This is a genomic window from Pelagibacterium luteolum, assembly GCF_900100665.1.
GTDB classification, from domain to species: Bacteria; Pseudomonadota; Alphaproteobacteria; order Rhizobiales; family Devosiaceae; genus Pelagibacterium; species Pelagibacterium luteolum.
Genome location: NZ_FNCS01000021.1, coordinates 25,224 through 51,352 on the forward strand (window position 1 = coordinate 25,224; position 26,129 = coordinate 51,352).

Here is a 26,129-nt window from a genome sequence, read left to right on the forward strand (position 1 = left end):
GTGTTTCGATCCGTGGCCCGAATGGGTATCGTCGGCTGTCGATTGGTCAAGCGACGATGACGTGTGGACGTGGTCACTGATCTCTACATTTTGAGCTGCATGGAAGTGAGCAGTCGAGGCGACCATCAACACAAGTGCCAGCAAAATGTTTCCCAGCGCCTTCAAACTCGAGCCTTCACGAATCGCCAACCTAGTGGCCCATTGATACCAACGATGATGGTTTGATTGGGGCTGTCGGCCCCAATCGCAGCTCATTACGGGATTGAAATATCGACCGTCCCGTCGGACGAAAGGAGAACGAGTCCACCTCCATCGGTTGCCGCTACATACCCGCCTTCAGGCATGGATGTGAGATGAAGTAGATAGGTATCTTCAAAATCGTCGGCGACCACGGCGAAGTCGAGTTCAGTCTCAGGTGAATGCACCACACCAACCCCAAGAACGAAGGCATGAACCCCGTTCATGTCCACATGGACAGAAGAAACCGGTGCGCTTGTTTCATATATCTTGACCCAGGTTCTGCCCGCGTCCTCACTTTTGAAAAGACCAGAATTGGTCGCGGCGTATAGGGCATCGGGAGAGATGCCCGATGCGGCAAGATCGATAATGCCGTCCGGCAGCAGACCAATCTCCTCCCAACTGCGGCCGGCGTCCGTGCTCGTTTGAAGGGAGGCGCCGTAATGTACGCCATAAAGGACTTCCGGATTGGCGCCACTGACCGTCATCTGGTGGAAATCGACCGGTCCACCGACGCCTTCAGCGATCTTGGACCAGGTCTCGCCTCCGTCGACGCTCTCGATGACACCTATATTGCCGCCCGAGATCGGATGACCGCTGGCCCAGTATCGTTCGTTTTCAGTTGGGTGGGTCGAGAACCCCATGAAGTCGTCGCGGCTGTCTCCTAAAAGCTGGGCAGTCTCGTTGTCGAGATTTACACTCCACAGTCCATGGTGGGTTGCCATCAGGACTTCGGCGGTATTCTCCTGCGACGCCAAACCGTGGACGTGCGTGGTTGCCAGAACTTCGCTCAGCGGCTGAAACTCCTGTCCTAGTGCGGCCTGAGAGAGCGTTGCGGAAGCAGCTATCAGAAGTGCGGCCATGCTGCGATTCGTGATCATGAATATCTCCAAAGGTAGTGGACCAGCCCCGCTCGACGGGGCCGGTCGGTTCTGGTTTAGGCATGGACCCGAAATTCGGTCATCATGCCGGTCGACAGGTGCGGCATGTGATGGCAGTGCAGCATCCACCGAGCCGCCTCGCCTGCGTCCATGGCAATTGTTACGCTGGCCATCGGGGGGACATAGACTGTGTCGCGGACGGCTCCGGAAACCCGGCGAGCGTTAAGGCCGACGACCTGGAAGGCGTGCCCGTGCAGATGCATCGGGTGGCCCATCATCGACATGTTGTGGAACATCAGCTCAACCCGTTCGCCGCTCTTGGCAGTGATAGGCCTATGTTCGCCCCAGCCGCGACCATCGATTGTCCAGACATAGGGCGACATCGACCCGTCCAGCATAATCATCTGGCTGTTGCTCACCTCCCTGTCGGAGAGAGGATTGATCGCGCGAAACCGCCCTTCGTGGGAGAGATCGATGTCGAAAGCGGGTGATGACGTCTCCCCCAAGTCTGACATTTTCGATACTGCCGCCCCTGCCGGTGCAAGCATCAGACCGGTGCGCTCGCGCTCGCCTTCGCGGAGCGCCAGGATGGGGAAGGTGCGCGTCTCGGAAGGGAGGTCGAGGTCGATATCGAGACGCTGTCCCATTGCAAGACCGAACCGGTTGCCGTTGAGGGGCGAAATCCTGTGGCCATCGACCGCTACTAAACGCCCCCCGATGCCGGTGTCGATCCAGAAGGTGGTCGCCGACGAGGCGTTGATGATGCGCAACTTGACGCGCCCGCCGCGTTCGACCCGAACGACTTCCGGGTCGTCGAGCGTGCGGTCGTTGCTGAGATACGCATCGAAGTTGAAGTCATTGAGATCCATGGCCATGGTCGACATGTTTGCCATATCGCTCATATTCATCTGCCCCATGTCCATGTCGCCATGGTCCATCTGCATCGAACCTTGTGGCGTCGCAACGGAAGAACCGTGATCCATGTCCGCATGCCCGGCGCCCTGGGTAATCTCATCAAGGACCGCTTGTGGATCCTTGAACGAGAAATCGTGCAGGAACATCACCACTTCCTGGCGGTCCTCAATAACGTCCTCTGTGCTGCGTACGATGAGCGGTGCAGCAAGGAGGTTCATTTCCTGGGTCGGTACGTGGCTGTGCATCCAGTGGGTGCCTGCCAGCGGCTCGAAATTGTAGTCCCGGGTTTCGCCAGGCACGAGCTTGGGGCGTGGCAGATCCGGAACGCCGTCCTGGATATTGGGCGGTATCTGCCCATGCCAGTGAACGATGGTTTCGACGTCGAGGGTATTCTCGAGAGTGAGCTTAAATCGTTCGCCGGGATCGAGGATAAGTCCCTGACGGCCGCCGGGGCCGGCGATACCGTGGACGGACGCGGCCTTTCCTTTGACCTCGATGGTGCGAGTGGCGACCGTGAGTTGGCGAGACGATTCTTGAGCCCGACCTATGCGAGGAAGGGCAGTGGTTGCCGCAAGCGCGGCAGTTGCCGTGAGAAAGCCACGGCGGGTCAGCACGTTTGTCATTTGAATAGTCCGATCGATGCGCTCAAAAGGCGCGACTGTACGTTACCGCTTGTGAGGCGGCGCGTTAGACGAGGATCGGATTGTGTTTCGGAGGGCGCCGGCCAGGTTCGGGAACAAAAGAGATTGGACCCAAGCCATGAAGCGGGGCAGATCTCAGGGTCAGAGCCAGTGGCGAATGCAAGCTCACCGGCTCAGACAGCGGACCAGCCACTGCACATGCTGTCGCGCACAGCGTATCGTGGTGCCTCTCGGACTTGTGGTGATCGGATCCATGATTGGTCACGGACATCCCCAAGTGGGCGCTGACCTGGTGACCTTTGTGGAGTTGCAAACGGCCGATGTCGCTTGACGTCTGTGCCCATGACATCGCCGTTGACGACACCATCAGCGCGAGGATGGTAACGAGCCGCAATATATGTGACGCGAACATGGACATGAAAAAAACTAACCCTGAACGAAAGCGACATCAAGGCGGGTGGGGCTCCCCGGCGCGACATATTGCGCCGGAGCAGTTCTTACATGGACTCAGGAGAATATCCTGCTTCCGCGATGACGCGCTTTATGGCGTCGCTCGGCTGCGCACTTTCGATGCGCACGGAGTGCGTGGTGAGATCGACATCCACCTTTGCCGCCGGGTCCGCGCTCTTGACCGCCTTCTCGATTGTTCCTGCGCAGTGGCCGCAGGTCATGTCCTGAACTTTGAACTCATGCATGGGTTCATCCCTTCCGGTTCGACTGCGCCAATCATGGAGCTTCCCACCGTTGGAAGGTCAAGCGCGAATTTGCATTTGACCTTCCCATGATTGGAAGGATTAGATCATTGTGCGGTTGTCGAACAAGGACTGCAGAAAATGAACCAGGTGAAACAATTAGACGGCATGAAGTCCCTCGATTTTAGCATCGAAGGGATGACTTGCGCCTCCTGCGTATCGCGCGTTGAAAAAGCCATTCGGGCCGTCCCTGGCGTAGCTTCGGCTTCGGTCAACCTCGCCACCGAGCGTGCGCGAATTGAACTTTCGGGTCCGACAGATATCCGGCAGATCGCCGAGGCGGTGCGTAAAGCCGGGTATACCCCAGCGGCCGCGGAGACTATTACACTCGATATCGAGGGCATGACCTGTGCCTCCTGCGTGGGACGGGTCGAAAAGGCGCTCAAGCGCGTTGAGGGTGTCGTGGACGCCGCCGTCAACCTTGCGACCGAACGGGCCACAGTCGCGGTGCTTGGCGGAACAGCCAGGAAAGAGGATTTGGCAAGCGCCGTTGAGGCGGCTGGTTACAGCGTCCGAAATGTCGAGGCCGAGGCAAAAACCGGCGGCCCTAGTCGCGAGCAGGTGAAAGAAGCCGAAGCCATCTCACTGCGAAACGCTACGCTTTTTGCAGCGCTGCTCACCGCTCCGCTTTTCGTCATAGAGATGGGCGCACACTTTATTCCTGCGGTGCACATGTTCATTGTGGACACCATTGGCATGCAGACCAACCGCTATCTGCAGTTTATCCTGGCCTCGATCGTGCTGTTTGGTCCAGGACGCCGGTTTCTCGTCAAAGGTTTTCCCAATCTCTGGCGCCGGACACCGGACATGAATTCCCTTGTGGCCTTGGGAGCGTCTGCAGCGTGGGGATTCTCCGTGGTTGCAACGTTCGCGCCGCAGCTGCTGCCGGCCGGTACGATCAATGTCTATTTTGAAGCCGCCGCGGTCATCGTGACTCTAATCCTTCTCGGCCGCTATCTTGAAGCGCGTGCCAAGGGCCGGACCGGACAGGCCATCAAACGGCTTGTGAGGTTGCAGGCCAAGACAGCGCGGGTCGAACGCGGCGGTGCGATCGTTGAGGTCGATCTCGATGAGGTCGTGGCCGGAAATGTTGTTCACATTCGCCCGGGTGACAAAATTCCGGTGGACGGCCGCGTGCTCTCGGGCTCGTCCTATGTCGATGAGGCAATGATCACCGGTGAACCGGTCCCCGTTCAAAAGACGGCGGGGGCTGAGGTGGTTGGAGGAACGATCAACAAGACCGGCAGCTTCACGTTTGAAGCTACGAGGATTGGGCGTGATACGGTTCTGGCCCAGATCATCGCCATGGTCGAGGCAGCACAAGGGGCAAAGCTGCCGATCCAGGCGTTGGTCGACCGGGTTACCGGGGTCTTTGTGCCAATCGTCATCGGTTTGGCCGCTTTAACATTTCTGGTCTGGCTGATGTTCGGCCCCTCTCCACAGCTGAGCTTTGCGCTGGTCAACGCCGTCGCCGTGCTCATCATTGCATGTCCATGTGCCATGGGGCTGGCGACGCCCACGTCCATTATGGTTGGCACCGGGCGGGCGGCCGAGCTAGGCATCCTGTTCCGAAAGGGCGAAGCGCTGCAAACGCTGCGATCGGCCGAAGTCGTCGCGCTCGACAAGACCGGAACTTTGACATTGGGCCAGCCCGAGTTGACCGATCTGATCGTCGCTCCGGGGTTCGAGGAAGATGACGTTCTCAGGCTCGTGGCAAGCCTCGAGCAGCACTCCGAACACCCGATAGCCGAGGCGATCGTTCGTGGTGCGCATGCCAGGTCTGTGGACCTTACGGCCGCCGATGATTTTCTGGCCGATCCGGGTTTTGGCGTCACCGGTGACGTGGATGGGCGCAAAGTGCTGGTCGGGGCCGATCGTGCTTTGAGACGCAGCGGAATTGAGGTCGGTTCATTCGCAAACCAGGCGGTTGAATTTGCCGAAAAGGGAAAGTCGCCACTCTATGCAGCAATTGATGGACGGCTGGCGGCCATCATTTCGGTGGCCGATCCTATCAAGCCCACGTCGCGCACAGCGATAGAGCGCCTTCACGCCCTGGGGCTTAAGGTGGCGATGATCACAGGCGACAACGAAAAAACTGCGCAGGCTGTAGCCAAACAACTCGGTATCGACGAGGTGGTCGCCGAGGTGCTGCCGAGCGGTAAGGTCGACGCCATCAAAGCGCTTCGCGGGGCAGGCCGCCACCTCGCCTTTGTGGGCGATGGTATCAATGATGCGCCCGCGCTTGCCGAAGCCGATGTCGGCATTGCCGTGGGAACGGGAACGGACATCGCGATCGAAAGTGCCGATGTGGTTTTGATGTCGGGCGACCTCACCGCCGTCGGCGACGCCATCGCCTTGAGCAAGGCGACGATCCGCAATATCAAGCAAAACCTCTTCTGGGCATTTGCATACAACACTGTCTTGATCCCGGTGGCAGCCGGTTTGCTCTATCCCGTTTGGGGAATTCTGCTCTCGCCGGCCCTTGCTGCGGGGGCCATGGCCCTTTCGAGCGTGTTTGTGCTGGGGAACGCCCTGCGGCTGAGGCGGTTTTCGCCTCGGCCCATCGATCCTCATTCCGTACCGCAGCAACTTTCCCAGATGAATCTGGAGCCCGCACAATGAATATCGGACAGGCAGCCAAAGCTTCAGGCGTATCGGCGAAAATGATCCGCTACTATGAATCCATAGGGCTCATAGCGCCGGTGCACCGAACAGATGCCGGATATCGCATCTACGATGATCAGGACGTCCACACTTTGCGGTTCATCAGCCGGGCGCGGGATTTGGGGTTTTCGGTGGACGACATGCGCGAACTTCTGGCGCTGTGGCGGGATCGAGAACGGGCCAGCGCGGATGTCAAAGCGATCGCATTGGCCCATGTAGAAATACTGGAGGAAAAGGCGAGGGCCCTGCAGCAAATGAGCGAGACGCTAAAGCATCTCGCCTCCCACTGTCATGGAGACGGTCGCCCAGACTGTCCCATCATCGAGGATTTCGCCAAACCTGAATTGGCCAAACAAAGGTTGAAACGCAAGCCTCGCTTTGAGGCAGGAGTTTTGGTTTCCGCGAAACCGGGATAACTGCCTTCTGACTATCAGTTTTGCTCGGACATTTGTTCTTGGTAAGCGCGTGCGCGTTCTGGCCAAGTGCTTTTGATGTAGTCGAGAATTGCCTCGATCTCGTCGTCAGTGAGCAGGTCCCCGAACGCCGGCATGTCGCTTTCATAATTTCCACCAACAATTGCTGCCACGCCATCATGAGTGATGCGAAAAAGTTGCTCGTCGCTGTGATGCCAGGTGTGACCTGTCTCATCATGGGGAGGAGCCGGCATGCGACCGTTAGGCAGACGCTCGCGCCATTGGGGCTGGCCCTCGAGCGTTTCACCGTGACAAGCAGCGCAATTGTCGAGATACAGCTGCCGACCTTCGGTCGAATTCTCGACGGCATGCGAGAGGGTTCCGCCGGTCGCGATGGAGACCGCAAGAATGGCCAAGAGAATACTCACCGATGCGGTTATGACCGCTATTGGAGCCATGGTGGAATTTTTCATTTCTAGGGTTGTGCGCCGGAAAGCATGGCGATGTCGACCAACGTATCCGCAATTTTAGTCATCTTAGGGCGTGTATGAATTTTTGGCGACCTTCTTGATGTTTTCCGTAACTTACGTATAATTCCCGTGGGAGAGGAAGGCGTCATGCAAAAAGTTCCGGCAGCCGAGATCGCGAAGAACTTCGGAGAGTGGCACGATCGTGCCTTGAACGAGCCGGTCTTCGTAACTCGATATGGACGCGAAAGCGTAGTGATCGTTTCTGCACAATTGTTTGGTGACCTCGTCTCGAAAAACGATATTGCCAAGAGAGACGAGAGGAAGCGCACGCCTCTCTTTTCGCCTCATCAGATTCTCCAAGCTTACTCTCGTGGCCACATCGGGTCTGATGAGGCTGCCACGCGACTTGGCCTGGGCGGGTATCGAGACCTTGCTGTCGCCCTGGCGGATGCCGGTCTTCCCCTTCCGGGCACCGACGAAAATCGCATTCAAAGGGAAGCAATCGGCGCGGCGAAACTTTTGGCCCCTTATCTTCTAAGGGACAACGATGCTTAGGCTGGTCCTTCCCGACGCAGGGCCCCTAATCAGTTTGGGGCTGATTGACCGACTGGATCTTCTTGATCGCTTCGACTGTGCAATCGTGGTCACCGATATGGTTCGGTACGAACTTGAGCGTGGTGGGGAAGGTGCTCCGGACAAGCCAGCACTGGATCGGTGGTTCTCAAAAGCGGGCAATCGTATCCAGTCCATCGAAACAACGTATGGGCTCATGTATCAGGCTTTGCCACCAGATGTTCAGCGTCGCATCCGGCTGACTACCGACGCCGGTGAAAACTCCATCAGGGAATTTTCCGATCACGTCCGACACACTCTGTCTCGGGGGGATCAGATATTGATCCTCTACGAGGACGGCAAGGTGCCGACCAAAGATTTCGGGCCACAGGCCCACCTCGTCCACACCTTCGCCTTCTTGTTGGCGCTGGAGAATATGGGCGTCATACAATCTGCTGACGCGTTGCGAGAAGCAATCCATCATAAACGCCGAAATCTTGCGCGCGATCTCTTTGAGCGACCGGCAGCGGATGCTGGAGATGAGAGTTGGACCCAAGCCTACGATACGCAGCCAGGTGGTTCGCAAATGTGAGTCGATGCTGAACCCAAGCAAGGCTCAGTCTCAATCCCGCGGCGATGGGAAAGTCTCTTCAGTGAATCCTGCCAGGCGATAACTCAAAAGTCCGACCCATTCGTGGGCCGCCAGGTCGGTTGTTGAGAGCCCGTTCGACGCCGTTCCAGGCCAGGTGCCGCCTGCGGATTTGGTCCGGTAATCGACCGGGTAGGGTACAACAGTCAGGTTCGTGGTCCTGAAGCAAGCAACAGCGCGTGGCATGTGACCGGCCGAGGTCACAAGAATCCAGGTGCCGGACGCGCGCCCAGCAAGAGCGGCGGCCGTTTCTCGGGCATTCTCGCACGTGTTGCGGGATAGTTCTTCCATAAGGAGGCGTTCGGCGGCAACCCCAGAACTGATCAAGGCGTGTCGCGCCAGTTCGGACTCGGTGAGGCTACCATCGTTCGACAGGTGTCCTCCACCGCCGGAAAGAAAGATCTGGGCCTCGGGATAACGCGCTGCGAGCATGCGTGTCTCAACAATGCGCTCGCCGGCTTCATTAAGAACGATTGTGTCCCGGTCGAAAGAAATGTGCGTGTCGACAGCACCACCGAGCATGATGATGCCCGCAACATCTTCGGGCAGTGCTGTCCTGGGAAATCTGTTTTCCAATACGCCCAACGCGAACGGGCCAAGAGGTGACCAAGCCGCAAGGGCCAAACCCAAAATCGAAACGATCCCGAGTGCGGCAGCCAGTTTCCGGATCTTCATGACCCAAAACGCCAGCGTCGCCAGAAGGGCCAGCAACAGAACGTTGGACGGCGTGAGAAAGAAGTCGAGAATTTGCGAAAGGGCAAAGAACACCGGAAACCTCCCTTGGTTTCGCCACCTAACACTGGCGGCATCAAGAAAGGATTGACGTGAATAGGACTTGACCTTCCCAGCATTGGAAGGAGCACGATACCGCTCGTTTGTCTCACGCGCGATCAGTGCTCGTGGCCGAAAACATGTAGGGCTTTTGCGAGAGCGAAGAGGGATTGGAATGGATCAGCATCAACAACACCGTCATGCCCATGGCACTGCCGCGACCGAAGACACCACGGGACGCGACAAGCATGCGGGGCATTCGGTGGCAATGTTTCGTGACAAATTCTGGCTCTCACTGGCCCTAGCAGTTCCGACGGTGTTTTGGGAGCCGATGATCCAGGAATGGTTCGGGTATACGGCGCCACGGTTTCCAGGGTCCGAATTCATTCCCGCCCTTTTTGGGACGGTTGTCTTCATCTACGGGGGATGGGTGTTTCTGAACAGTGCAATCGGTGAGCTCAAGGCGCGGCTCCTGGGCATGATGACGCTGATCTCGCTGGCCATCTCCGTTGCGTTTGTCTACAGCGTTGCCGTCTTGCTCGGGTTCGACGGTCACCCGCTGTGGTGGGAGCTGGCTACATTGGTGACCATCATGCTGCTGGGACACTGGATCGAGATGCGCTCGATTTCCCAGGCGCAAGGCGCACTCAACGAACTGGCGAAGTTATTACCCGATTTGGCTGTACGGGTAATTGAAGGAGATAGGACCGAAGAGGTGCCGGTGTCGGGCCTCAGGACGGATGACGTCGTTCTTGTGCGACCAGGGGCCTCGATTCCTGCCGATGGCGTCGTCATGTCGGGCAAAAGCGCTGTCAACGAATCCATGATTACCGGGGAATCTCAACTGGTCGACAAGACAGATGGATCCGAAGTGCTCGGCGGCACCGTGAACGGGCAGGGCTCCCTTCGAGTGCGCGTGCTTCAAACAGGTCAGGAGACGGCCTTGGCCGGCATCATGAGGCTGGTTTCTCAAGCACAGTCATCCCGCTCGCGCGCCCAGGCGCTGGCCGACCGGGCCGCCTTTCTACTCACCGTCGTTGCCATCGTTGCCGGTGTCGCGACCCTTGCCGCATGGTCGCTGCTCGGTGCCGAGATCGATTTTACGGTTACCCGGGTGGTGACCGTGCTCGTCATCGCCTGTCCTCACGCCCTAGGGCTCGCCGTTCCACTGGTCACGGCCATTTCAACCACCCTTGGTGCCCGCAATGGTTTGCTCATTCGGGACCGTCGCGGTCTTGAGGAAGCGCGAAATCTCAACACGATCGTATTCGACAAGACCGGAACATTGACGCTTGGTTCCCACCGGGTGGTCGAGATTGTCGCCGCGAAGGAAAATGATCCGGATACGGTATTGTCGCTCGCAGCAGCAGTCGAACGGGACTCCGAACACCCAATCGCACAGGCATTGCTCAAGAGCGCAGAAGACAAAGGTCTCGCGCTCCCGCGGTCGTCGAGTTTCGAGGCGGCAGCTGGCAAGGGCGTCGAGGCTGTTGTCGAGGCACGCCGCTTGTCCGTTGGGGGGCCGGCGTTGTTGCGGGAACGCAATGTCGAGCTCGACAATGACATGGAGAACGCAAGCCGTCGCTTTGGTGACAACGGGCAGGCCGCGATCTACCTTTTGGAGGGCGAGAACGTTTTGGCCGTTTTTGCGATCGCCGATCAGGTACGCCCGGAGTCTAGGGAGGCAGTAGCCAAGCTACAGTCGATGGGTATCGAGGTCGTCATCCTGACGGGGGACTCAGAGGCCGTTGCGCGATCTGTGGGTCGAGAGCTTGGGATAGATACAGTCTTTTCCGGCGTGTTGCCCGATCAGAAATCGGACAAGATCAAGGAACTGCAGGCCCGGGGCAAGCGCGTCGCCATGGTAGGCGATGGCGTCAACGACGCTCCCGCTCTCGTCACCGCCGATGTAGGTGTGGCCATAGGTGCGGGAACCGATGTTGCTGTCGAAGCAGGCGACGTGGTGCTGGTGCGTTCCGATCCCCGGGACATTGCCCGCATCGTAACCCTCAGCCGCGCGACCTATCGCAAGATGATCCAGAACCTGTGGTGGGCCGCCGGATACAATATTGTTGCGATCCCGCTCGCTGCCGGGGTGCTCTATTGGGCCGGTATCGTCCTGGCGCCCGCGGTGGGGGCGGTGCTAATGTCTGCCAGCACGGTCATCGTTGCGATCAACGCTCAGTTGCTACGGCGGCTCGACATGGCGCGATAAACAGATCTTGCTCGGACGAGCCCGTCGGAGATGGGTTGCGCGGCCGAGGCAAAGCGGTGTCGGCTATCAATGCACGCGGCAGACGAGGAAGGGCGCGCTGGCTTGCCGCCCTTCCTCTACCCTTAAGCAGAACAGGCGACGTAGCCGCCATAGCCTACGCGGAGTTCGGATCCGATTTCGAACACCATGGTGGCTTCATTCTGATCAGCATCCCAGCCCTGTGCCTGTTGCTCCGAAGTCAGGCTGATCCGAATGTCGCCCGCTTCATACCCAAGGGCTCCCTCGGAATTGCTGGCCAGCGCCAAGCGAACCAATGCTCCGTTGACTTTGATGAGGGCAGCATCTTCCCCGTCAGCGTCCGGGTTAAAAGCGAAAACAGGGTTTCCTTCGCTGGTGTAGCGAAACACGCAGCGACGATCTCCATCCAGACCCTCTTCGATCTGGGCATCATCGAGCGTCGCCGGATCCAGACCGGCGATCTGCGCACCCTCCAGTGCGGCTCCTGCCGTCATGAATTCTGCGGGCTCGTCGCCGAGCGCGGGATCGATTGCATCGTCAGGCGCACGACTATCGTCGCGATCCGCAAGGTCACCGATGAGAAACTTCATTTCTGAAATTTCCCGCTCCTGGGCCTCGATGATTTCGTCGGCGAGCTTGCGGACGCGCAGATCGGTAATCTGGGAGCGTTCAGAGGTCATGATGGCAATTGAGTGATGTGGGATCATTGCCTGCATGTATTCGCTGTCGTCAACGCTGACTTGACTGCGCACTAACCAGAGCGCCCCCGAAAACACGACGATTGAACCAGCGAAAATGGCGATGTTGAGCTTGGTGTTCTTGTACATCGAGAGCATGTACGCCAGCATGATGACGGCCATGGTGGCACCCATGACCAGCGCCATCCAGGCGCGGGTTTCGCTCCAGAATACGTGCTCGAAAGCATAGGTGTTGAGATACATCAGGCCGAACATGACCATCGTCGACGTGGCGATCATGGCGGCAAAGCGCCAATACATTTTCATGAAACTTCTCCGATCGAAATGAATCCAAATGATTTGCGGACCTGCTTAGGTCCGGTTCATCTGGGCGGAGGTGGATCAATGCCTGCATTGTTAGCTGGTGGCGCTGGGAAAGCCCAATGATCGACCAATGTCTGCTTTTCGTCGGTATTTATGTTGATACCGGCGGGCAGCACAGCGGAGGTGGCGCAATGGAGATCGAAGGCGTTGTCGGGCCCGGCGTGATGAGCCTGGCTTAGTTCACCTGGCGTATTTTGACCGAGCGACTCAGCATCTTGCGTGGGGGGGAGAAGGAATGTGTGTTCGCTTTGGCAAACTGCCCCAATCGCGGGTAGGGCCGTCAAGACCATCATGAGAAAGCCTAGCGATATGGCCCTGCGGAAGCGCATGAGGGTCATAGCATCCTCATCATCCACAGCGCCATGGCGACCATCATCACGTTCTCGGTCAGGGACACGAAGCCCAAGGGGACGTTGCTGTTTCCGCCGACGCAAGCGCATTTGAGATCGCGCTTGTCGATATAGACGGCTTTGAATACTGAAATGGCACCAATGGTGCCGATGACGAGGGCGACGGGGATCGCGATCCAGAGCAGAGCGCCGGCGATCATTAAAACGCCGGCGAGCGCTTCCCCGAAAGGATAGAAGTAGGCGTAAGGGACGTAGCGTTGCGCTACAAGATCGTATCCGAGGGACGTGTTTGAAAACGATGAGATGTCACGGAGCTTGAGGACCGCGAGGATGCACATGGAGATGGCGATGAACCACTCCACGGACCGAATGGTCACAACGGTGCCGAATGCTGCCCAGGTCGCGGCCAACGCCATCGCCGCAGCCATGGCAAAGACCGCGACTACCGGCGTGTAGCTTGTGTCGCCTTCATTTTTGCCTTTGCCAAAGTGCCTTTTGAGGTCGTCGTAACCGCCGACCCGCCTGCCACCAAGAAAGGTTTGCGGCGTGGTATCGACCTGATGCTCTCGCTTGAAAGCGTCGGTTTGCTCACGAGTTGTCAGCCAGTTGTCCTCAACCTCGTAACCTTCGGACTTCAGCAGATGTCTCGATTTGAGGCCGAACGGACAGATATGGTCGTCCATCACCATCCGGTAGAGTACAGCTTTTCCGGCACTTTTACTCATAGGTTCGCACCCCCTTTTGAAATGAAAACGGCCGGGCGGCGGCATGGTTCACGACTTCATCAAGGATAACTCAACGATTTCCGCGTCGACGGCGCTGCGGCCCGCGCCCTAAACGAGGATCGGCCACACGGGTGATCTTCCCCAGCTTGTGAGTTCAGCAGGGGGAGGGGGGTTCTCTTCCCCACGTTGACGAACACCGATGTACCTTGCGTTTCCTGATCGCCAGATTGAAACTTTTCGGTCGGGGAAACGTAGCTTCTACCAGCGGAGACATTTGTTTCTCTCCGTGGCCCTGTCCGGGTCATCTTGAATTCATCAAGGAGAAGAACACCATGCTGAAACAATCGATAGTCGCGTTGGCGCTTGGTTCGAGTGCATTGATCGCGGGTCCTGCACTGGCCGATCATCTCAATATTGCAACGGACGGCATTCAGGTCGATGGCGATACGGTGACTATACCCTCGGTCCTTATCGATGAACCAGGTTTCGTGGTCATTCACGAGGTACTCGATGGTCAACCCGTGGTACCGGCCTCGATCGGCCATGCATATGTGGAAGGCGGAACGACGGATAGCATAGAGATTACGACGGAGTATCCGCTTGAAGATGGCGCCGACTACATCGCCATGCTGCATTATGATACTGACGGAGACGGGGAATATTCGTTCGGTGAAGGCATGACAGACGTGGACACCCCGGCACTAAACGCGGAAGACGCTCCGTATGTTCAGCCGTTCACTGCCGGCGACTCCATGATGTAGATTTCGGCACCCGAAATTCGGAAACGGTATCGAGGGCCTGTAGCTTCACGCTGCGGGCCTTTCGTCTTTCGGCCGCTACGCCATCGGAGATCCTCTCGTATCTTCGTTCGCCGCTTTGAGGCGGCTTTGGCTCATATGGGTTTCCCGAAAGCCATGCGGCATCGTTTGCTCTGATCGCCTATGCAAGTGCCTGGCTCAAATGCTGGCACCCAGATGTGTTCTGCGCTGCACTACTCAACAGCCAGCCCATGGGGTTTTATGCGCCGGCACAGATCGTGCGCGACGCCCAGGAACACGGTATTGATGTCCGGCCGGTGTGTATTAACACCTCGCGCTGGGACTGCACTTTGGAGCCATCCAGCACTCCCGATACCGACACCTTCGCGGTTCGGCTCGGTTTGCGTATGGTCAAGGGTCTGTCAAACGCCAACGCGGCGTCGATCGTGGCGGCCCGAGCTGACAAAGACTATGCAAGCATTGATGATCTCTGGCGCCGGGCAGGGGTGCCGGTTGCGGCCCTGACCCAGATTGCCGAGGCCGATGGATACCGCACGAGCTTTGGCCTGTCCCGCCGCGATGCGCTATGGGCCATAAAGGGACTGCGCGATCTCGAATTGCCGTTGTTTGCCGCGGCTTCAAGGCGTGAGGGCACGACCATCTCCGAGGTGAGCGAACCCACGATCGCCTTGCGGGCCATGAACGATGGCAGCGAGGTTGTGGAAGACTATCGCCATGTCGGTCTGTCGCTGCGCACCCATCCGGTATCCTTCCTGCGCCCGGACCTCACCAAGCGGCGCATCGTCACTTGCGCTCATGCGATGACGGCGCGCGATGGGCGATGGCTTGAAACTGCAGGCATCGTTCTGGTGCGCCAGCGTCCGGGCAGCGCCAAGGGTGTCATGTTCATCACCCTCGAAGACGAAACCGGAATTGCCAATCTGGTTGTATGGAAAAAAGTATTCGAGCAACACCGGCGGATCATCTTGTCCGCGGGCATGATCTCGGTGAGGGGCAAGGTACAGCGAGAGGGCGAAGTGGTCCATCTCGTTGCCCACCATATCCACGATCTTTCCCCCGATCTGGCCAGTGTCGGGGAGCGTGACGCCCTGTTCGCCATGCAGCATGGACGCGGCGATGAATTCCATCATGGGTCAGCAACGCCCGATCCGCGCAGCCAACCGCCAAAAGGCCTTCGCACCCGAGATATCTATGTTCCAGACCTGCACATCGACACGATCAAGGTGAAAACGCGCGATTTCCGGTAGAAAGTGGCTCCGGCCCGGCTGCCGATATTCGTAGGGTGTTGGTGCTGTATGAATATATATTTGGCCTTAACTTCAGCCCGAACTAGTGTGGACTGTTGCGTCAAAAAAGTAGAGCAGTCATGGCACTTAAACCAGGACCAAAGCCGATAGCGAAATCCACAGGGAAACCGGATCAGCGCCGCGGTGATAACAAAGGCACACCCGGGAATACATCGTCACTTAAACCTAGCAAATCTAGCAAGCCCACCAAATAAAGCACATAAACGAGTGCTCTCGCTGATTTGCACTTCTCCCCGGTATTCGATTGAACCTGCGCGAAATACCGCGCGGAATGGGTGCTTGTAGGATGTTGGATGTCAGCTTTCTCGAATTCCCCGCCGATGTCGGTTAGTCCTATTGCGGCAAAGAATTCGCCAATCGTTGCGTGTGTGCTTTTCTGCCAGGTGATCCAGAAGCAGACCATCAGCAAGCCACCTCGTTCCGGCCGCCCACGGGGGGATTCCAGTCACCGACGCAATGGCGGAAATGGGGCCGTAACTGGACTGTCTGGTTTTGGCGAGGATTGGGAGAGCCGACGTTCAGCATCTGACCCCTTACATCCGTTTCGGGTTTGCTAGGTCAGCACGTTCGAGAAGTATCCTCTCCAGTAAATTGTCTCGCACTCCGAACCGCGATTGACTACCTTGTCTGGGGCCGGGGAGGAAAAGCGGCCGAGGAAGGTAGGGAGGCGTGTCGAGCGATCGGTTCGAACAGCGATTTGATCCTGTGCGCGAGCGTTTGATGCGCTACGCGTTCGCGTTGACGCGCGACAGGGACGAGGCGCGGGATCTGTTTCAGGAGACAGTCGTGCGGGCGATGTCCGCCACCGAAATCCCGGTGCCCGAGCCTGCGTTTCGTGCTTGGCTGTTCAAGATCGTGCGCAATTTGTGGATTGATCGCACCCGAACGCATGCGCGACGAAGCCATCTCAATGAGCGCTTCGCCGGCAGCCATGGACCGGAGGCTGGTGAAGCAACCACCGAGCGGCACTACGAGGTCCGAGAAGCCTTTTCCTGTTTAACTATCGAGCATCAGGAGGTCCTCGCTCTTGTCGATATCGCAGGGTTTAGCTACGAGGAAACCGGCGAGCTTTTGTCTATCCCCAAGGGTACAGTCATGAGCCGCGTCGCACGCGCACGTCAGGCCATGTTCCAATTGTTATCCAGCGAAGCGGTCGTTCCGTTGTCGCGCCAGAGAGGTCGTTGTGAGCGCTGACTTGGCATTCGATTTCGAGACGCTGAGTGCGTATGTCGATGATGAACTTGACGAGGGCACGCGCGACAAGGTCGAGGCGGCCCTGGCGCGCGACCCCGAACTTTCTTATCAGGTCGATGCGATCCGCGCCCTCAAGAGCGATATTGCCCATATGGGCGGCGATGGACTGCGGAACAATCGCGGCCTCCGAAACGCACGCCCCTTGCCCTACGGTCCGGCGATCGCGGCGGCGCTGGCCGTCATGGTGGTATCGGCGCTTCTGGCGTTCGCATGGCTCGAGACGGCTCGATCTCCGAACGTCGATGTCGCCTCTCAAATGGTGGCCGCCCATGATGGCTTTGTCGCAAACGAGACGCCCAATCCCGTGGTGCCAGCGCACGTCCGCGAGGCCGAGGTGTTTCGTCAAGCGGGCCTACGGCTTGTCGTAGACGAGACAATGACATTCGCAGCCGATAACACCCTCCGCCATCGCGGATATGTTGGGCCGCAGGGTTGCCGGGTCAGCGTCTTTTCGCTTCCGGTTGATGCAAGGGAGACGGCAGAAAGACTCACTTTCCGTCCTGACTTTCTTTCGGCCCACTGGGTTGCGGGCGCGGATTTGTTGGTCGTGGTGGCCCGCTCCATGGACCAGGTGCGCTTCGAGGCCATCACATCGAGCCTGCGCCGTATCTCCGATCCCGAGTTTGCGCCCACAATCGCCAGCGTCAAGATACCGCGCACAACTTGCTCCGCGTAAGCTGCAAATAATTATCGCGGCGAGGGAATAGAATCCAATGCCGGCACGTCTCTTCACTAATGGCGCAATCAAGCGCATTGGAGGGAGGACCGGACATGGAAAAGATTGATCTTCGCCGTCGCCATCTGCTGGCGGGCACTGCGGGCGCCGCTGCACTTATGGCGTCGGGGGTGCGGGTGTCGGCTCAGGAAGCGGATGTCGGACCATTGCCTGAATATGTGGAGTTCAAAGACGCGGACGCGCTTATCATCCACTCCAACAACACTATAGAGACCAAGCGCGACGTCTTCGGCGTTCAGCCAATCACCAGCGAGCATCAGCTTTACGTCCGCAACAACGTCACGCCGCCCGATGAAAGCATCGTGGCCGATCGTGAAGCATGGGAGGTTTCGATCGAGGGTGTCGCCAACCCAGGCTCAGTATCGGTGGGCGATCTCAAAAGAATGGGTGTAGAAACCGTCGCCATGGTGCTTCAGTGCTCGGGCAATGGCAGAGCCTTTTTTGAGCATGAGACGAGCGGCACCCAGTGGCAGACCGGCGCTGCCGGTTGCGTCATGTGGACCGGCGTGCCGCTCCGTACCGTGGTGGAAAATATGGGCGGCGTCGTCGATGGTGCTCAGTTCGTCACCGGGACCGGCGGCGAGGAAATTCCTGAGGGTCTCAACGAAGCTGACGTGATCGTCGAACGCTCGGTGCCACTCGATGCCTTGGACAACATCCTTCTGGCTTGGGACATGAATGGGGAGCCGATTTCGCTCGCACATGGCGGGCCGCTGCGGATGATCGTTCCCGGCTTCACCGGGGTCAACAACGTTAAATATATCAAGCGCGTGGCGATGACCGAGGTGGAGACCGACGCCTTGATCCAGCGCCAGCGCTATCGTCTCGTTCCGCTGGGTGAAAGCGGTTCGCCGGAATACCCATCGGTCTGGCAGATGGAAGTCAAATCCTGGATCACCGGCCCACTCGAAGCCGCGGCCTCGGGCATGCACCAAATCACTGGGCTCGCTTTCGGCGGGGTAAATGCGGTGGACGGAGTCGAAGTGTCCCTAGATGACGGTGAGACCTGGGAGGCCGCAGAGTTTGTGGGTCCCGACCTCGGGCGGTATGCGTGGCGCCCCTTCGTGCTCGCTAAAGATCTGGCGCCTGGCAGTTATAGGATCGTCAGCCGAGCCACCGACAGCGAAGGCAATCAGCAGCCCGAGGCGCCTGAACCCAACCAGTCCGGCTACAACCACAATGGCTGGCGCGCTCCGGGCGTCGACGTCACGATCAGCTAAGATAAGAGAAAGACAATAAAAATGATCCACTCCCTGTCGCGCCTCGGTGCGTTTACGGCAGTCACATTTGCGCTTGCCGCACCAGCCGCGTTCGCCCAGTCCAACGATGAGATGCTCGAGCTTGGCCGTGAGGTCTTTCTCGAGCGTGCGGAGCCGGCCTGTGGTCTTTGCCACACGCTGGCGGATGCAGAAACCGATGGTGGTATCGGGCCGATTCTCGATGAATTACAGCCGAGTACCGATCAGGTGCGTCTCGCCGTAACGCTTGGTGTGGGCCCGATGCAGCCCTATACCGATCTCTCGGAGGAAGAAATCGAGGCCCTGGCATTCTATGTTGCCACGGTAACTGGGGGGACTGTCTCAGAAGAGGAAGAGGACGCCGAAGCGGCCGAGTAAGTAACACGCGATTTTCGATTGGAAGGGCCGCTTGGGCGGCCCTTTTTTATACTGGTTTGCGCGCGACGAGATCGACGAGAGCCGACATTCCGGCATGCCCTGTGCCCTCGGAAATCGGGCTGTCGTGAACGGTGAGGGCGAGGATATCAAGTTCGGCGAAAGCGTTGCGGATGAGGTCTTGGGTGTAGAGATTTTCTTTGGCATTGCGCTGGCTTTCACACCATGCGTCTTTCCCATGTATCCCATCCTGACGGGTATGCGGAAGCGAGTCATGTTGGTTGGATATCGCCGCCGGGTTCTGAGCCCGTGAGCTGTAATTCAGTTTGGGGTTAACTGCTAATCGTTTGCCTACTGCCGAGCCCGTAACTCACCCACGCAGAAAAGCCCCGCTTTCGCGGGGCTTTTCTTTGCTTGCTGGTTTGAAGCCGAACTGTTGCGTCGTTTAGGTTGAGACTATGCGTCGATATGCATATCCTTTGCGCGCATTCACAATAAGGCTGTCACCCACCCGCAGGTTGCCTGACAAGGCATCCAGCACCTTTCCACGACGGGCGGTCTTGATCCACAATGACAACTTAGCGATTTCGATGCTTTCAACATTCACGTCTACCCCGAACAAATTGTTCGTGAGGATTTCACTATCGGGGTCCAGCAGGTCTTCCACGTGTTGACCTTTGCCCATCATCGTCGCGATCTTGTCGTTTACGCGCGTGAGCTCAGCCCTCAAAAAATCGAAGGCCATGATAAGAAAAACACCAGAGCCGCAAGCCGGATCAACAATGCGCAAAGCTTTGAGCCGGTCGCGATAGGCTCGCCACGCTTCAAGTTCAGCCGATTTTCTGCGCCACGCAATGGTGGCATAGTCTGAGAGATCGGCTTCGGCCCTGGCGTGAGCGCGCAGAATTTCCGTGAAGGTCTCTTCTAGGTGCGCGCCAAGCGTTTCGGCCACGATGAAACGCGCGATATAATCGGGAGTATAAACTACCCCGTCGCGCTTGCGGCGACCGGTCGTGCCGGTTGACTGTTCTGTTTCCGTTTCTTCGCCCCGCGCCTGCGCCTGCAGGCGTTCCACGTCAGCGATCGATTGTTCAAAGATGTGACCTAATACCGTGACAAACACTTCTGAGGCAAAGTCATATTCGCTAAGGGACTTGAACCCTTCGCATACCTCATCTGGTAGGGTTAGGGCGTTGATTGTATCATCTTGGCGGAACAGACCACCGTTATAGCGGGGGATATTCAGCGCATCGCTGCCCTGATCTATCGCTTTGAACAGGCCCTTAAAATTGTCCCACACCGGGCGGGGGTTATAGGGGTCCCGTGTAATGAAAGCTTGGGACAGGGTATTGTCCGGCAGAAGACCGGAATCCTCTGAAAAGGCTATAAACAGCACCCGGTCGAGAATCTTTTGCGCGATGGCAATGGCGTCGAGGGGAGCAATGGTCGGGTCTGCCGCCTGGACGGCACCGATTAGCTTTAAACGCAGCGTCTTGTAGTCCCGATACAAGCTGTCGGTAATGTCGCGGTCTTCAGCGCGGCTTTGCTTGAGAAGTTCGAAGGTGCGGCCAGATAGAAGGTTTTCGGCTGACAACAGCAGCATGAACCGGGCGTATTCGTCGGGATCGGCCAGGCGGTCTAGCTGGAAGCCTTCATAAGCGGCGGTGCCCTCGCCAAAGCCATAAAGGCGCAGCTCGATCATATTCGAGACGAGTACCCATTTCACGCCGCGGGCGTTCACGGCGTATTCCCACGCCTGTTGAACCGGGGTCTTGTTCCGCCCGGGCATGATGGCGTCCAGATCGCGGGTATCAGCCCCCTTCAGCTCGAGCGGGGCGAGGATTTCCGGGATGTCGCCACCAAACCGGCCAAGGGCAAGATCGACACTACCCCGCAAGATCGCCTGTTCTGTTGATAGGGTGTAGTCGGCACCTGCGGACGGGCCGACATAGCCCAAAATACCCTGGAAAATTTTGGCAGCAAACTCGCCTTGTAGCGAGATTTCCTTCAGCGTGTAGACGCGGCCAGTCCGGATCATTTCCGCCCAGGCTTTGATCAGTGTGAGGTGGTCGCTTTGGATGCTGACAATATGAAGGTGGCGCTTGAGCGTTTTCCGATTGAAAAGGTTCATCAGGCGGATCGCCCTGCACAAATTGGACAACGTAAGTCTGCCGATAAGTTCGAAGTGTATCTCGCCACGCCGCAATCCCCCATGCCCAAATCAACTCTTGGGCCATAGGATCGCACGGCGGGCTCGGTGGCAAGTTTTGACTGGCTTAGGGCCGACGATACCAGCTCATCCGATTGGTTGAGGGTCGTCACCCGCCTCTCATCAATCTGGAGGAAGGTTGTGGAACAATCCGGCTCAGCGCTCCTTTGTCGATACTCTTACGCAACATATCTAAATCTATTGAACGGATATGCACCCACTGATCTTGGTACCAAAACTGGATCTGGCTAGATGGAATGCGTCCGATCTCGCCTGGCACCGTGGCGATCACATGTGCTTGTCCAAAGGGGGTGAGATGAGGGTTAAGATCAGGGATGAATATCCCCCGCGGCAGATGCGATCTACGAACGCGGGAAATTAGCGGGAGACGAGCCAGTTCGTCGTCCCTAATCTGGCCTGTGAACAAGCGCCTCGCATCCATCTCTATAAAATTGAAATCTCTGATGTGAGTCAGCTGGAAATGCCGGGCCAGATACTCGTTGTCCCAGAAGTACTTCACTTGGGGAATTAGGCCTGCAATACAGATCATGTCGAGATTTGTGAACACTTCCTCAACGTAGGGCATTTTTGCCTGGCGGTGTTTCGTCAAGTTTTCCAGCTTTGTCCCATAGATGTGGCCGTCGCCCAAGATCCGCGACGTTAACCACTCCGAATGCGAATACAGGTAGTCTATTCGGTACACAAATTGCGGGTCTCGTCGAAATACGCGAGGTCGAACGATCACCGGGGAGTGAGGGAAAACTCTTGGGGGCATGGTCGTCAGCTGACTGGGCCACGCTAGAAGTGCGAATTTCAATGTCATAGTAATTTTCCTTTCGATTGATGGTTGTATTTTGAGCTGTGCCCAGCTTTACGATCCACGCCCCGCTAGCCTCGATTTGAGGCCGGCCAGGACCTGTTCATCTTCCTTGGCTTCCGCCAATTCCTTTTCGAGCCGGCGCACGATCGGTAAGAACGCATGCCCGTTCTTTCCCGCGCGCTCGACAACCACGGCAAGCCGGTTGAGGTAGCGCTCACAATGCTCGACATCGCGAGGGATGCGCGCCGCCAGCCGGCGCCTGTCGGAGATCTCAGAGCTCATGGCTGATCCCCCGCGTTCGCTGACGCTTTCGGTCGTCGTCAGGCTTAGTTGCGGGCTCGATGTTGAGCGTGTGGTTCGCGTCGTGAGCAGGGAGAAAATCGAGGGTTGAGACACGCGTGCCGGACCGGCTCAGTGCGTCTGCCAAAACAGAGAGGCGTTCACCTTCACCCACAGAGCGTGCGCGGTCTGTAAGGAGGCGGGCGGCTTTGGCGCGCGTGTCGAGGTCCTTGGTATCGACAAAGGCTTCGAGAACGTCGCGGTGACGACTGGCAGCGACAAAAATCGCATGCCGGTCCATCGTGGCGTCCACCAGGACAAAGGCTTGATCCGTTGTCAGGCCCTGAGCGCCGTAACAGGTCGTTGCATACGCGTGCGAAAGTTGCACGCGCCCCTGTTCGTCTGCGAGATCTGAGGGTCGGACAGTGACGCTTCGACCTTCGATTTCGGCACGAAGGACCAGTTCGCCGCGAGCATCGTAACTCGCATCGAGCAGCCGGCCTGTCGTCCCGTTAATCACGCCAATATCGTCATTGCGGGTGAGAAAGCGGATGGCTTCGCCGGCCGCCAGAGGTAAGGTATAGCTTTGCCCTGATGGCGTTGCTGCCGAGAGTTGAGTGAGATCGGCCTGACCAAGTTCACCGCGCGCGCGCAAACGCTGACGCGCCGCCTCATTGATTTCCTGCACTTGCCGGTTCGAGCGTGCAATCAGCAGGCGTGTCTGGTGCGGATGCTCGGTGCGATGCCCGTCCCAGGCGTGGACAAGTTTGTTTATGGTGTCGCGTGGGCCAGCACATAGGTGCAGATGTTGGCGGTCAGTTAGGTATTTGAGACCCGCATTGGCGTTCCCTTTGCCAAACTCGGTCACCATGCCGCGCGCCCAAGGCTGGTGCTGGCGCACGATAGTATCGACGCGCTGTGTACCAATGGCATCGGTCACGATCCGCAGGCCCGGCCCGCCAATGGGTTGAAGCTGCCGGCCATCACCTACCATGCGCAGCGCGACCTGCTTTCCAGATGCATTCGCGTCTTCAACAGCGCGGAGGAGGGTGTCCATCTGCCCGCTCGTCAGTAGCCCTGCCTCGTCGATAACCAGCAAGGTCTTGTCGGTAAGAAATTCCTGGCCAAGCTCATATCGCGCCAGCCAGCTCGCGAGTGCTCTGGCTTCGATACTGAGCTCGTCACGAAGCTGATTTGCGATTTTCCATGCCGAGGCCGCGCCTATGACCCGCCAACCCTCTTCTTTCCAAACTGCCGCAACACAATTGAGCAGAGTGGTCTTACCCACGCCCGGGCCACCTTGGGTGAGGCTTATCGCGTTCGACTGGCATGCCACCCGTGCTGCAGACATTTGCTCGGGATTGAGGTTGCTTTGGTCAATATGTGCGGCGACCAAGGCCGCGTCAGGTGCATCAACGACGCAGTCAGCCAGCCGACGCGCGCGATCAGACAATCCCTGTTCCAGAGCGATGATTTCCGGGGTCGAGCAAATGGCATGGCCCCACCGGTCTGTCGCGAGCGAGACAGCAAGTTGGTTCTCGAAAATGAGCGCAATGGCGCCGTCCACGCTGATGTCATGGGGATAGGCGGTAAGGTGCGCAGCAACTCCCGCCACGAGCGAGCGAAACTCAAAAACGCTGGCCCGCTCGGTCAGGTCCTCAAGCACCGCCCGCAGGCCATCCTCAAGGGTTGCGAAACGCACCACAGTCCCGTCGTGAGCCAGCTGCTTTCCACGTTCTAGTGCTGTTGCGACCACATGATCGGGCTCGAAGCCGAGCTCGGTGACCTTTTTTCTCCAGAGCGCATGGCGGTCCCCGTCGCTGACTTCGACCTTGGCCGAGCGCGTTGTGAGCGCCTTGGCGGCGGCGAGGGCAGGGGCCTCGGCCGTCGTAATACCCATTGCCCCGAGCTCAGTCGTGATCTCACTGCGGCGAGCGGAGAAAAAGGAGATCAGTTCAGGATCGATGCCGGCAATCTCGAAAATTCCGTTTTTGCCGGCGATTTCGATGCCAAAACCTAGGTCCCTCAACTCCTGTGCTAGTTTTCGATGAAAAAGGGCTCCGGCAAGCATTTTGGCCGCAAAAAGAGCGCGTCCGTCCAGTCGGCCGAAGCTGCCCTCGTCACGCTGGCCAAGGTTGAGAATGAGTGCGTGCATATGAAGGGCTGGATCGGCAAATACCGAGCCATCGGTATGCGGTGCTGGTCGCGCTTCGCCATGCTGAAATCCAGCAACGGTCAACGCGATTTTTTCGAGGATTTGGCCACCTTTGCCCCGACGGCAAAAGGCAGCGTAACGATCAAGGCCATTGACGGCCTCTTTCACTGCCCTTAGCAAAGCGGCCTCGATCTGGCGCTTGCGCCTTTCATCGGAGAGCGCCCAGGCGAGGGAAACCGATTTAGGAGCAGAAAACGTTATGTCGTATCCGTCGACTTGATCGCGGCGATTGCCATCGTTCGCTAGCAGTGATTTGCCATCGGGGCCGCACGCAGCGTGCAATCGTTCAAGAAGCTCCGCCTCAACTTTCGAGCCCACGACGACACCCAATCCGCCATCTGAAAGCCAAATTCCGGACGGCTCGATTCCGCCAAGATAATAGTCTGTAGCGTGAACGTAGTATTGTGCCGACGTGCCTGCTGCGATGCTTGCGACCATGAGAGAGCCTCCAATTGTGGAGCCTCCTCATTAGTCACGCCTTCTTTTCAGCACTCCGGAACCCAATTCGGCACTTGGCTACAGACTTGCAGGTGGCAGTGATCTTCGGACGGCATTCGTTGCCGCTAAGGCTTGGCGGGCGGGTTCTGAAAGTCGGATTGGCGACGGTGTGCGCTAGTAGCCTCTGAATCGACAGGCTTCGCCGGGAGACTATTGAGAGGAGCACTGGGGACCGGGGAGGCCACACCACGACATGGGTGTCGTCCCGGACCGGTCCGTTCTAAGCCAGAAAGGGCTGAGGGGTGCTCCCCGGCATTCATCTGCCGAGGAGCTAATCTGCCTGTTTCGATGCCGCTATAGTTTGCCACCGTAAGGGGGAATTTCAGCGAGCTGCTTTTCGCAAAATCTGGTCGCACGGAGCGCCGATATCTTCAGCGCGCTGGTGTCCCTGAAGTTAGTGCAAATCCAAGATTCTTCGATCCGCTCATATCTCCACGCCAGTGGCGTGTACCCCTCCACCCGATCCAACCAGCAAATATCGAGAATTTCGTTGGTGCCTTGTTCATATCGAGACGCCCAAAGGATACCTGTCTCAGAAAAGTTGATGCCGGCATAGCGACGCTTCAGCTCGGGCAACACGAGCGTGATCGAGCGAAGATTGAGGCAGATTTCATCGGGATGCTCAACGATCAGCAATACCTCGCGATGGCCAGCTCTGAGCACCTGTGATGCAAAGTTGAAATAGAACCGGCCGTCATGGACCCCATCGGGGTTTTCAATTGTGTGCAGCATGAAGGTACCTCCTGTTGTGGAGCGTCCTGACTAGAGCGGAATCCTATCAGTCTGCATCGTATCCAGCGGCTGCAAAGTAGTTGGCGCACTCTTTGGGCGTGAAGGTTTGGACCAGTTTGCCAATTCTGTTCCAGAGCGCATCAACGGTTCGCTCTGCTGCTTTGCGAAGCATCGCCTTGAGTTTGGAGAAGGCGTTTTCGATCGGATTAAAGTTGGGGCTATAGGGCGGCAGGAACCTGAGTGATGCGCCCGCTGCCTCAATCAGTTCACGGGTCCGGGTTCCTTTGTGGCTGGAGAGGTTGTCCATGATCACGATGTCGCCGGGCCGCAACTCGGGCACCAGAACCTGCTCGACATAGGCTTCGAATGCGAG

Annotated in this window: 24 protein-coding genes and 1 pseudogene; 12 read left to right on the forward strand and 13 right to left on the reverse strand. The window is 57.9% G+C overall.

Annotated elements, in window-relative coordinates:
• Positions 1-254 precede the first annotated feature (254 nt).
• From BLR31_RS18865 to BLR31_RS18875, 3 genes are all read right to left on the reverse strand, one after another.
• Complete coding sequence (locus tag BLR31_RS18865; RefSeq protein ID WP_090599143.1) at positions 255-1,118, reverse strand: WD40/YVTN/BNR-like repeat-containing protein; 864 nt, start codon at positions 1,116-1,118, stop codon at positions 255-257.
• 56 nt (positions 1,119-1,174) lie between these two features.
• A complete protein-coding gene (locus BLR31_RS18870; RefSeq protein ID WP_090599147.1) occupies positions 1,175-2,656 on the reverse strand; it encodes a multicopper oxidase family protein in 1,482 nt (493 codons plus the stop codon).
• Between the two features lie 515 nt (positions 2,657-3,171).
• Positions 3,172-3,369 carry a heavy-metal-associated domain-containing protein gene (locus tag BLR31_RS18875; RefSeq protein ID WP_090599150.1) on the reverse strand — a complete coding sequence of 66 codons (198 nt, stop codon included), beginning with the start codon at positions 3,367-3,369 and terminating at the stop codon, positions 3,172-3,174.
• Between the two features lie 138 nt (positions 3,370-3,507).
• On the opposite strand from BLR31_RS18875, the gene BLR31_RS18880 reads away from it, so the two are divergent.
• Positions 3,508-6,048, forward strand: coding sequence for a heavy metal translocating P-type ATPase (locus BLR31_RS18880; RefSeq protein ID WP_090599154.1), 2,541 nt, complete (start codon positions 3,508-3,510; stop codon positions 6,046-6,048).
• Positions 6,045-6,506, forward strand: coding sequence for a Cu(I)-responsive transcriptional regulator (gene cueR / locus BLR31_RS18885; protein WP_090599157.1), 462 nt, complete (start codon positions 6,045-6,047; stop codon positions 6,504-6,506). The genes BLR31_RS18880 and cueR overlap by 4 nt, the downstream gene beginning before the upstream one ends.
• A gap of 14 nt (positions 6,507-6,520) precedes the next feature.
• Here the strand turns inward: cueR and BLR31_RS18890 are convergent, their stop codons facing one another.
• Entirely contained in the window at positions 6,521-6,919 is a 399-nt protein-coding gene (locus BLR31_RS18890; RefSeq protein ID WP_425287282.1) for a c-type cytochrome, read from the reverse strand.
• 201 nt (positions 6,920-7,120) lie between these two features.
• Here BLR31_RS18890 and BLR31_RS21435 point away from each other — a divergent pair, with 201 nt between their 5' ends.
• Complete coding sequence (locus BLR31_RS21435; RefSeq protein ID WP_143009445.1) at positions 7,121-7,528, forward strand: type II toxin-antitoxin system Phd/YefM family antitoxin; 408 nt, start codon at positions 7,121-7,123, stop codon at positions 7,526-7,528.
• On the forward strand, positions 7,521-8,117 hold the full coding sequence (locus tag BLR31_RS18900; RefSeq protein WP_090599160.1) for a PIN domain-containing protein: 597 nt from the start codon (positions 7,521-7,523) through the stop codon (positions 8,115-8,117). Before BLR31_RS21435 ends, BLR31_RS18900 begins: the two co-directional genes overlap by 8 nt.
• A gap of 30 nt (positions 8,118-8,147) precedes the next feature.
• Here BLR31_RS18900 and BLR31_RS18905 read toward each other — a convergent pair whose 3' ends face one another.
• Positions 8,148-8,885: a YdcF family protein gene (locus BLR31_RS18905; protein ID WP_143009446.1), complete on the reverse strand. Its 738-nt coding sequence runs from the start codon at positions 8,883-8,885 to the stop codon at positions 8,148-8,150.
• 235 nt (positions 8,886-9,120) lie between these two features.
• Between BLR31_RS18905 and BLR31_RS18910 the strand changes: the two genes are divergently transcribed.
• The gene (locus BLR31_RS18910) at positions 9,121-11,160 is read left to right on the forward strand and encodes a heavy metal translocating P-type ATPase (protein WP_244505139.1); all 2,040 of its coding nucleotides are present in this window, start codon (positions 9,121-9,123) and stop codon (positions 11,158-11,160) included.
• 122 nt (positions 11,161-11,282) lie between these two features.
• On the opposite strand, the gene BLR31_RS18915 is transcribed toward BLR31_RS18910, so the two are convergent.
• A complete protein-coding gene (locus tag BLR31_RS18915) occupies positions 11,283-12,182 on the reverse strand; it encodes a DUF305 domain-containing protein (protein WP_090599176.1) in 900 nt (299 codons plus the stop codon).
• 391 nt (positions 12,183-12,573) lie between these two features.
• The gene (locus BLR31_RS18920) at positions 12,574-13,314 is read right to left on the reverse strand and encodes a MauE/DoxX family redox-associated membrane protein (RefSeq protein ID WP_090599179.1); all 741 of its coding nucleotides are present in this window, start codon (positions 13,312-13,314) and stop codon (positions 12,574-12,576) included.
• A 332-nt stretch (positions 13,315-13,646) separates the two neighbouring features.
• Between BLR31_RS18920 and BLR31_RS18925 the strand changes: the two genes are divergently transcribed.
• From BLR31_RS18925 to BLR31_RS22380, 7 genes and pseudogenes are all read left to right on the forward strand, one after another.
• Positions 13,647-14,075, forward strand: a complete 429-nt coding sequence (locus BLR31_RS18925; RefSeq protein ID WP_090599183.1) for a DUF7282 domain-containing protein — start codon at positions 13,647-13,649, stop codon at positions 14,073-14,075.
• 122 nt (positions 14,076-14,197) lie between these two features.
• A pseudogene (locus tag BLR31_RS18930) lies at positions 14,198-15,340 on the forward strand (helix-hairpin-helix domain-containing protein); the annotation flags it as partial.
• Positions 15,341-16,069: 729 nt separating this feature from the next.
• Positions 16,070-16,594, forward strand: a complete 525-nt coding sequence (locus BLR31_RS18935) for an RNA polymerase sigma factor (RefSeq protein ID WP_244505140.1) — start codon at positions 16,070-16,072, stop codon at positions 16,592-16,594.
• Positions 16,584-17,330: an anti-sigma factor family protein gene (locus tag BLR31_RS18940; protein WP_143009447.1), complete on the forward strand. Its 747-nt coding sequence runs from the start codon at positions 16,584-16,586 to the stop codon at positions 17,328-17,330. Before BLR31_RS18935 ends, BLR31_RS18940 begins: the two co-directional genes overlap by 11 nt.
• A 95-nt stretch (positions 17,331-17,425) precedes the next feature.
• Complete coding sequence (gene sorT / locus BLR31_RS18945; protein ID WP_176762768.1) at positions 17,426-18,610, forward strand: SorT family sulfite dehydrogenase catalytic subunit; 1,185 nt, start codon at positions 17,426-17,428, stop codon at positions 18,608-18,610.
• Between the two features lie 21 nt (positions 18,611-18,631).
• A complete protein-coding gene (gene sorU, locus BLR31_RS18950; protein ID WP_143009448.1) occupies positions 18,632-19,006 on the forward strand; it encodes a SorU family sulfite dehydrogenase c-type cytochrome subunit in 375 nt (124 codons plus the stop codon).
• Positions 19,007-19,100: 94 nt separating this feature from the next.
• Complete coding sequence (locus tag BLR31_RS22380) at positions 19,101-19,316, forward strand: cytochrome c biogenesis protein CcdA (RefSeq protein WP_483145421.1); 216 nt, start codon at positions 19,101-19,103, stop codon at positions 19,314-19,316.
• A 132-nt stretch (positions 19,317-19,448) separates the two neighbouring features.
• Here the strand turns inward: BLR31_RS22380 and BLR31_RS18960 are convergent, their stop codons facing one another.
• The 6 genes from BLR31_RS18960 to BLR31_RS18985 form a co-directional block, all read right to left on the reverse strand.
• Entirely contained in the window at positions 19,449-21,134 is a 1,686-nt protein-coding gene (locus BLR31_RS18960) for a DNA methyltransferase (RefSeq protein WP_090599205.1), read from the reverse strand.
• Positions 21,135-21,321: 187 nt separating this feature from the next.
• On the reverse strand, positions 21,322-22,035 hold the full coding sequence (locus tag BLR31_RS18965) for a hypothetical protein (RefSeq protein ID WP_143009449.1): 714 nt from the start codon (positions 22,033-22,035) through the stop codon (positions 21,322-21,324).
• A gap of 48 nt (positions 22,036-22,083) precedes the next feature.
• Positions 22,084-22,314, reverse strand: a complete 231-nt coding sequence (locus tag BLR31_RS18970) for a hypothetical protein (RefSeq protein WP_090599214.1) — start codon at positions 22,312-22,314, stop codon at positions 22,084-22,086.
• A complete protein-coding gene (gene mobF, locus BLR31_RS18975; RefSeq protein ID WP_090599217.1) occupies positions 22,304-24,964 on the reverse strand; it encodes a MobF family relaxase in 2,661 nt (886 codons plus the stop codon). Before mobF ends, BLR31_RS18970 begins: the two co-directional genes overlap by 11 nt.
• Before the next feature lie 354 nt (positions 24,965-25,318).
• A complete protein-coding gene (locus tag BLR31_RS18980) occupies positions 25,319-25,756 on the reverse strand; it encodes a hypothetical protein (protein WP_090599221.1) in 438 nt (145 codons plus the stop codon).
• A gap of 46 nt (positions 25,757-25,802) precedes the next feature.
• A partial coding sequence (locus tag BLR31_RS18985; protein WP_143009331.1) for a transposase occupies positions 25,803-26,129 on the reverse strand: 327 nt, incomplete at its 5' end.

Bases quoted from the DNA above. Each gene is read 5' to 3' on its own strand.
- BLR31_RS18865 (WP_090599143.1), bottom strand. From the start codon at position 1,118: ATGATCACGAATCGCAGCATGGCCGCACTTCTGATAGCTGCTTCCGCA.
- BLR31_RS18870 (WP_090599147.1), bottom strand. From the start codon at position 2,656: ATGACAAACGTGCTGACCCGCCGTGGCTTTCTCACGGCAACTGCCGCG.
- BLR31_RS18875 (WP_090599150.1), bottom strand. From the start codon at position 3,369: ATGCATGAGTTCAAAGTTCAGGACATGACCTGCGGCCACTGCGCAGGA.
- BLR31_RS18880 (WP_090599154.1), top strand. From the start codon at position 3,508: ATGAACCAGGTGAAACAATTAGACGGCATGAAGTCCCTCGATTTTAGC.
- cueR (WP_090599157.1), top strand. From the start codon at position 6,045: ATGAATATCGGACAGGCAGCCAAAGCTTCAGGCGTATCGGCGAAAATG.
- BLR31_RS21435 (WP_143009445.1), top strand. From the start codon at position 7,121: ATGCAAAAAGTTCCGGCAGCCGAGATCGCGAAGAACTTCGGAGAGTGG.
- BLR31_RS18900 (WP_090599160.1), top strand. From the start codon at position 7,521: ATGCTTAGGCTGGTCCTTCCCGACGCAGGGCCCCTAATCAGTTTGGGG.
- BLR31_RS18910 (WP_244505139.1), top strand. From the start codon at position 9,121: ATGGATCAGCATCAACAACACCGTCATGCCCATGGCACTGCCGCGACC.
- BLR31_RS18915 (WP_090599176.1), bottom strand. From the start codon at position 12,182: ATGAAAATGTATTGGCGCTTTGCCGCCATGATCGCCACGTCGACGATG.
- BLR31_RS18920 (WP_090599179.1), bottom strand. From the start codon at position 13,314: ATGAGTAAAAGTGCCGGAAAAGCTGTACTCTACCGGATGGTGATGGAC.
- BLR31_RS18925 (WP_090599183.1), top strand. From the start codon at position 13,647: ATGCTGAAACAATCGATAGTCGCGTTGGCGCTTGGTTCGAGTGCATTG.
- sorT (WP_176762768.1), top strand. From the start codon at position 17,426: ATGGAAAAGATTGATCTTCGCCGTCGCCATCTGCTGGCGGGCACTGCG.
- sorU (WP_143009448.1), top strand. From the start codon at position 18,632: ATGATCCACTCCCTGTCGCGCCTCGGTGCGTTTACGGCAGTCACATTT.
- BLR31_RS22380 (WP_483145421.1), top strand. From the start codon at position 19,101: ATGCCCTGTGCCCTCGGAAATCGGGCTGTCGTGAACGGTGAGGGCGAG.
- BLR31_RS18960 (WP_090599205.1), bottom strand. From the start codon at position 21,134: ATGAACCTTTTCAATCGGAAAACGCTCAAGCGCCACCTTCATATTGTC.
- BLR31_RS18965 (WP_143009449.1), bottom strand. From the start codon at position 22,035: ATGACATTGAAATTCGCACTTCTAGCGTGGCCCAGTCAGCTGACGACC.
- BLR31_RS18970 (WP_090599214.1), bottom strand. From the start codon at position 22,314: ATGAGCTCTGAGATCTCCGACAGGCGCCGGCTGGCGGCGCGCATCCCT.
- mobF (WP_090599217.1), bottom strand. From the start codon at position 24,964: ATGGTCGCAAGCATCGCAGCAGGCACGTCGGCACAATACTACGTTCAC.
- BLR31_RS18980 (WP_090599221.1), bottom strand. From the start codon at position 25,756: ATGCTGCACACAATTGAAAACCCCGATGGGGTCCATGACGGCCGGTTC.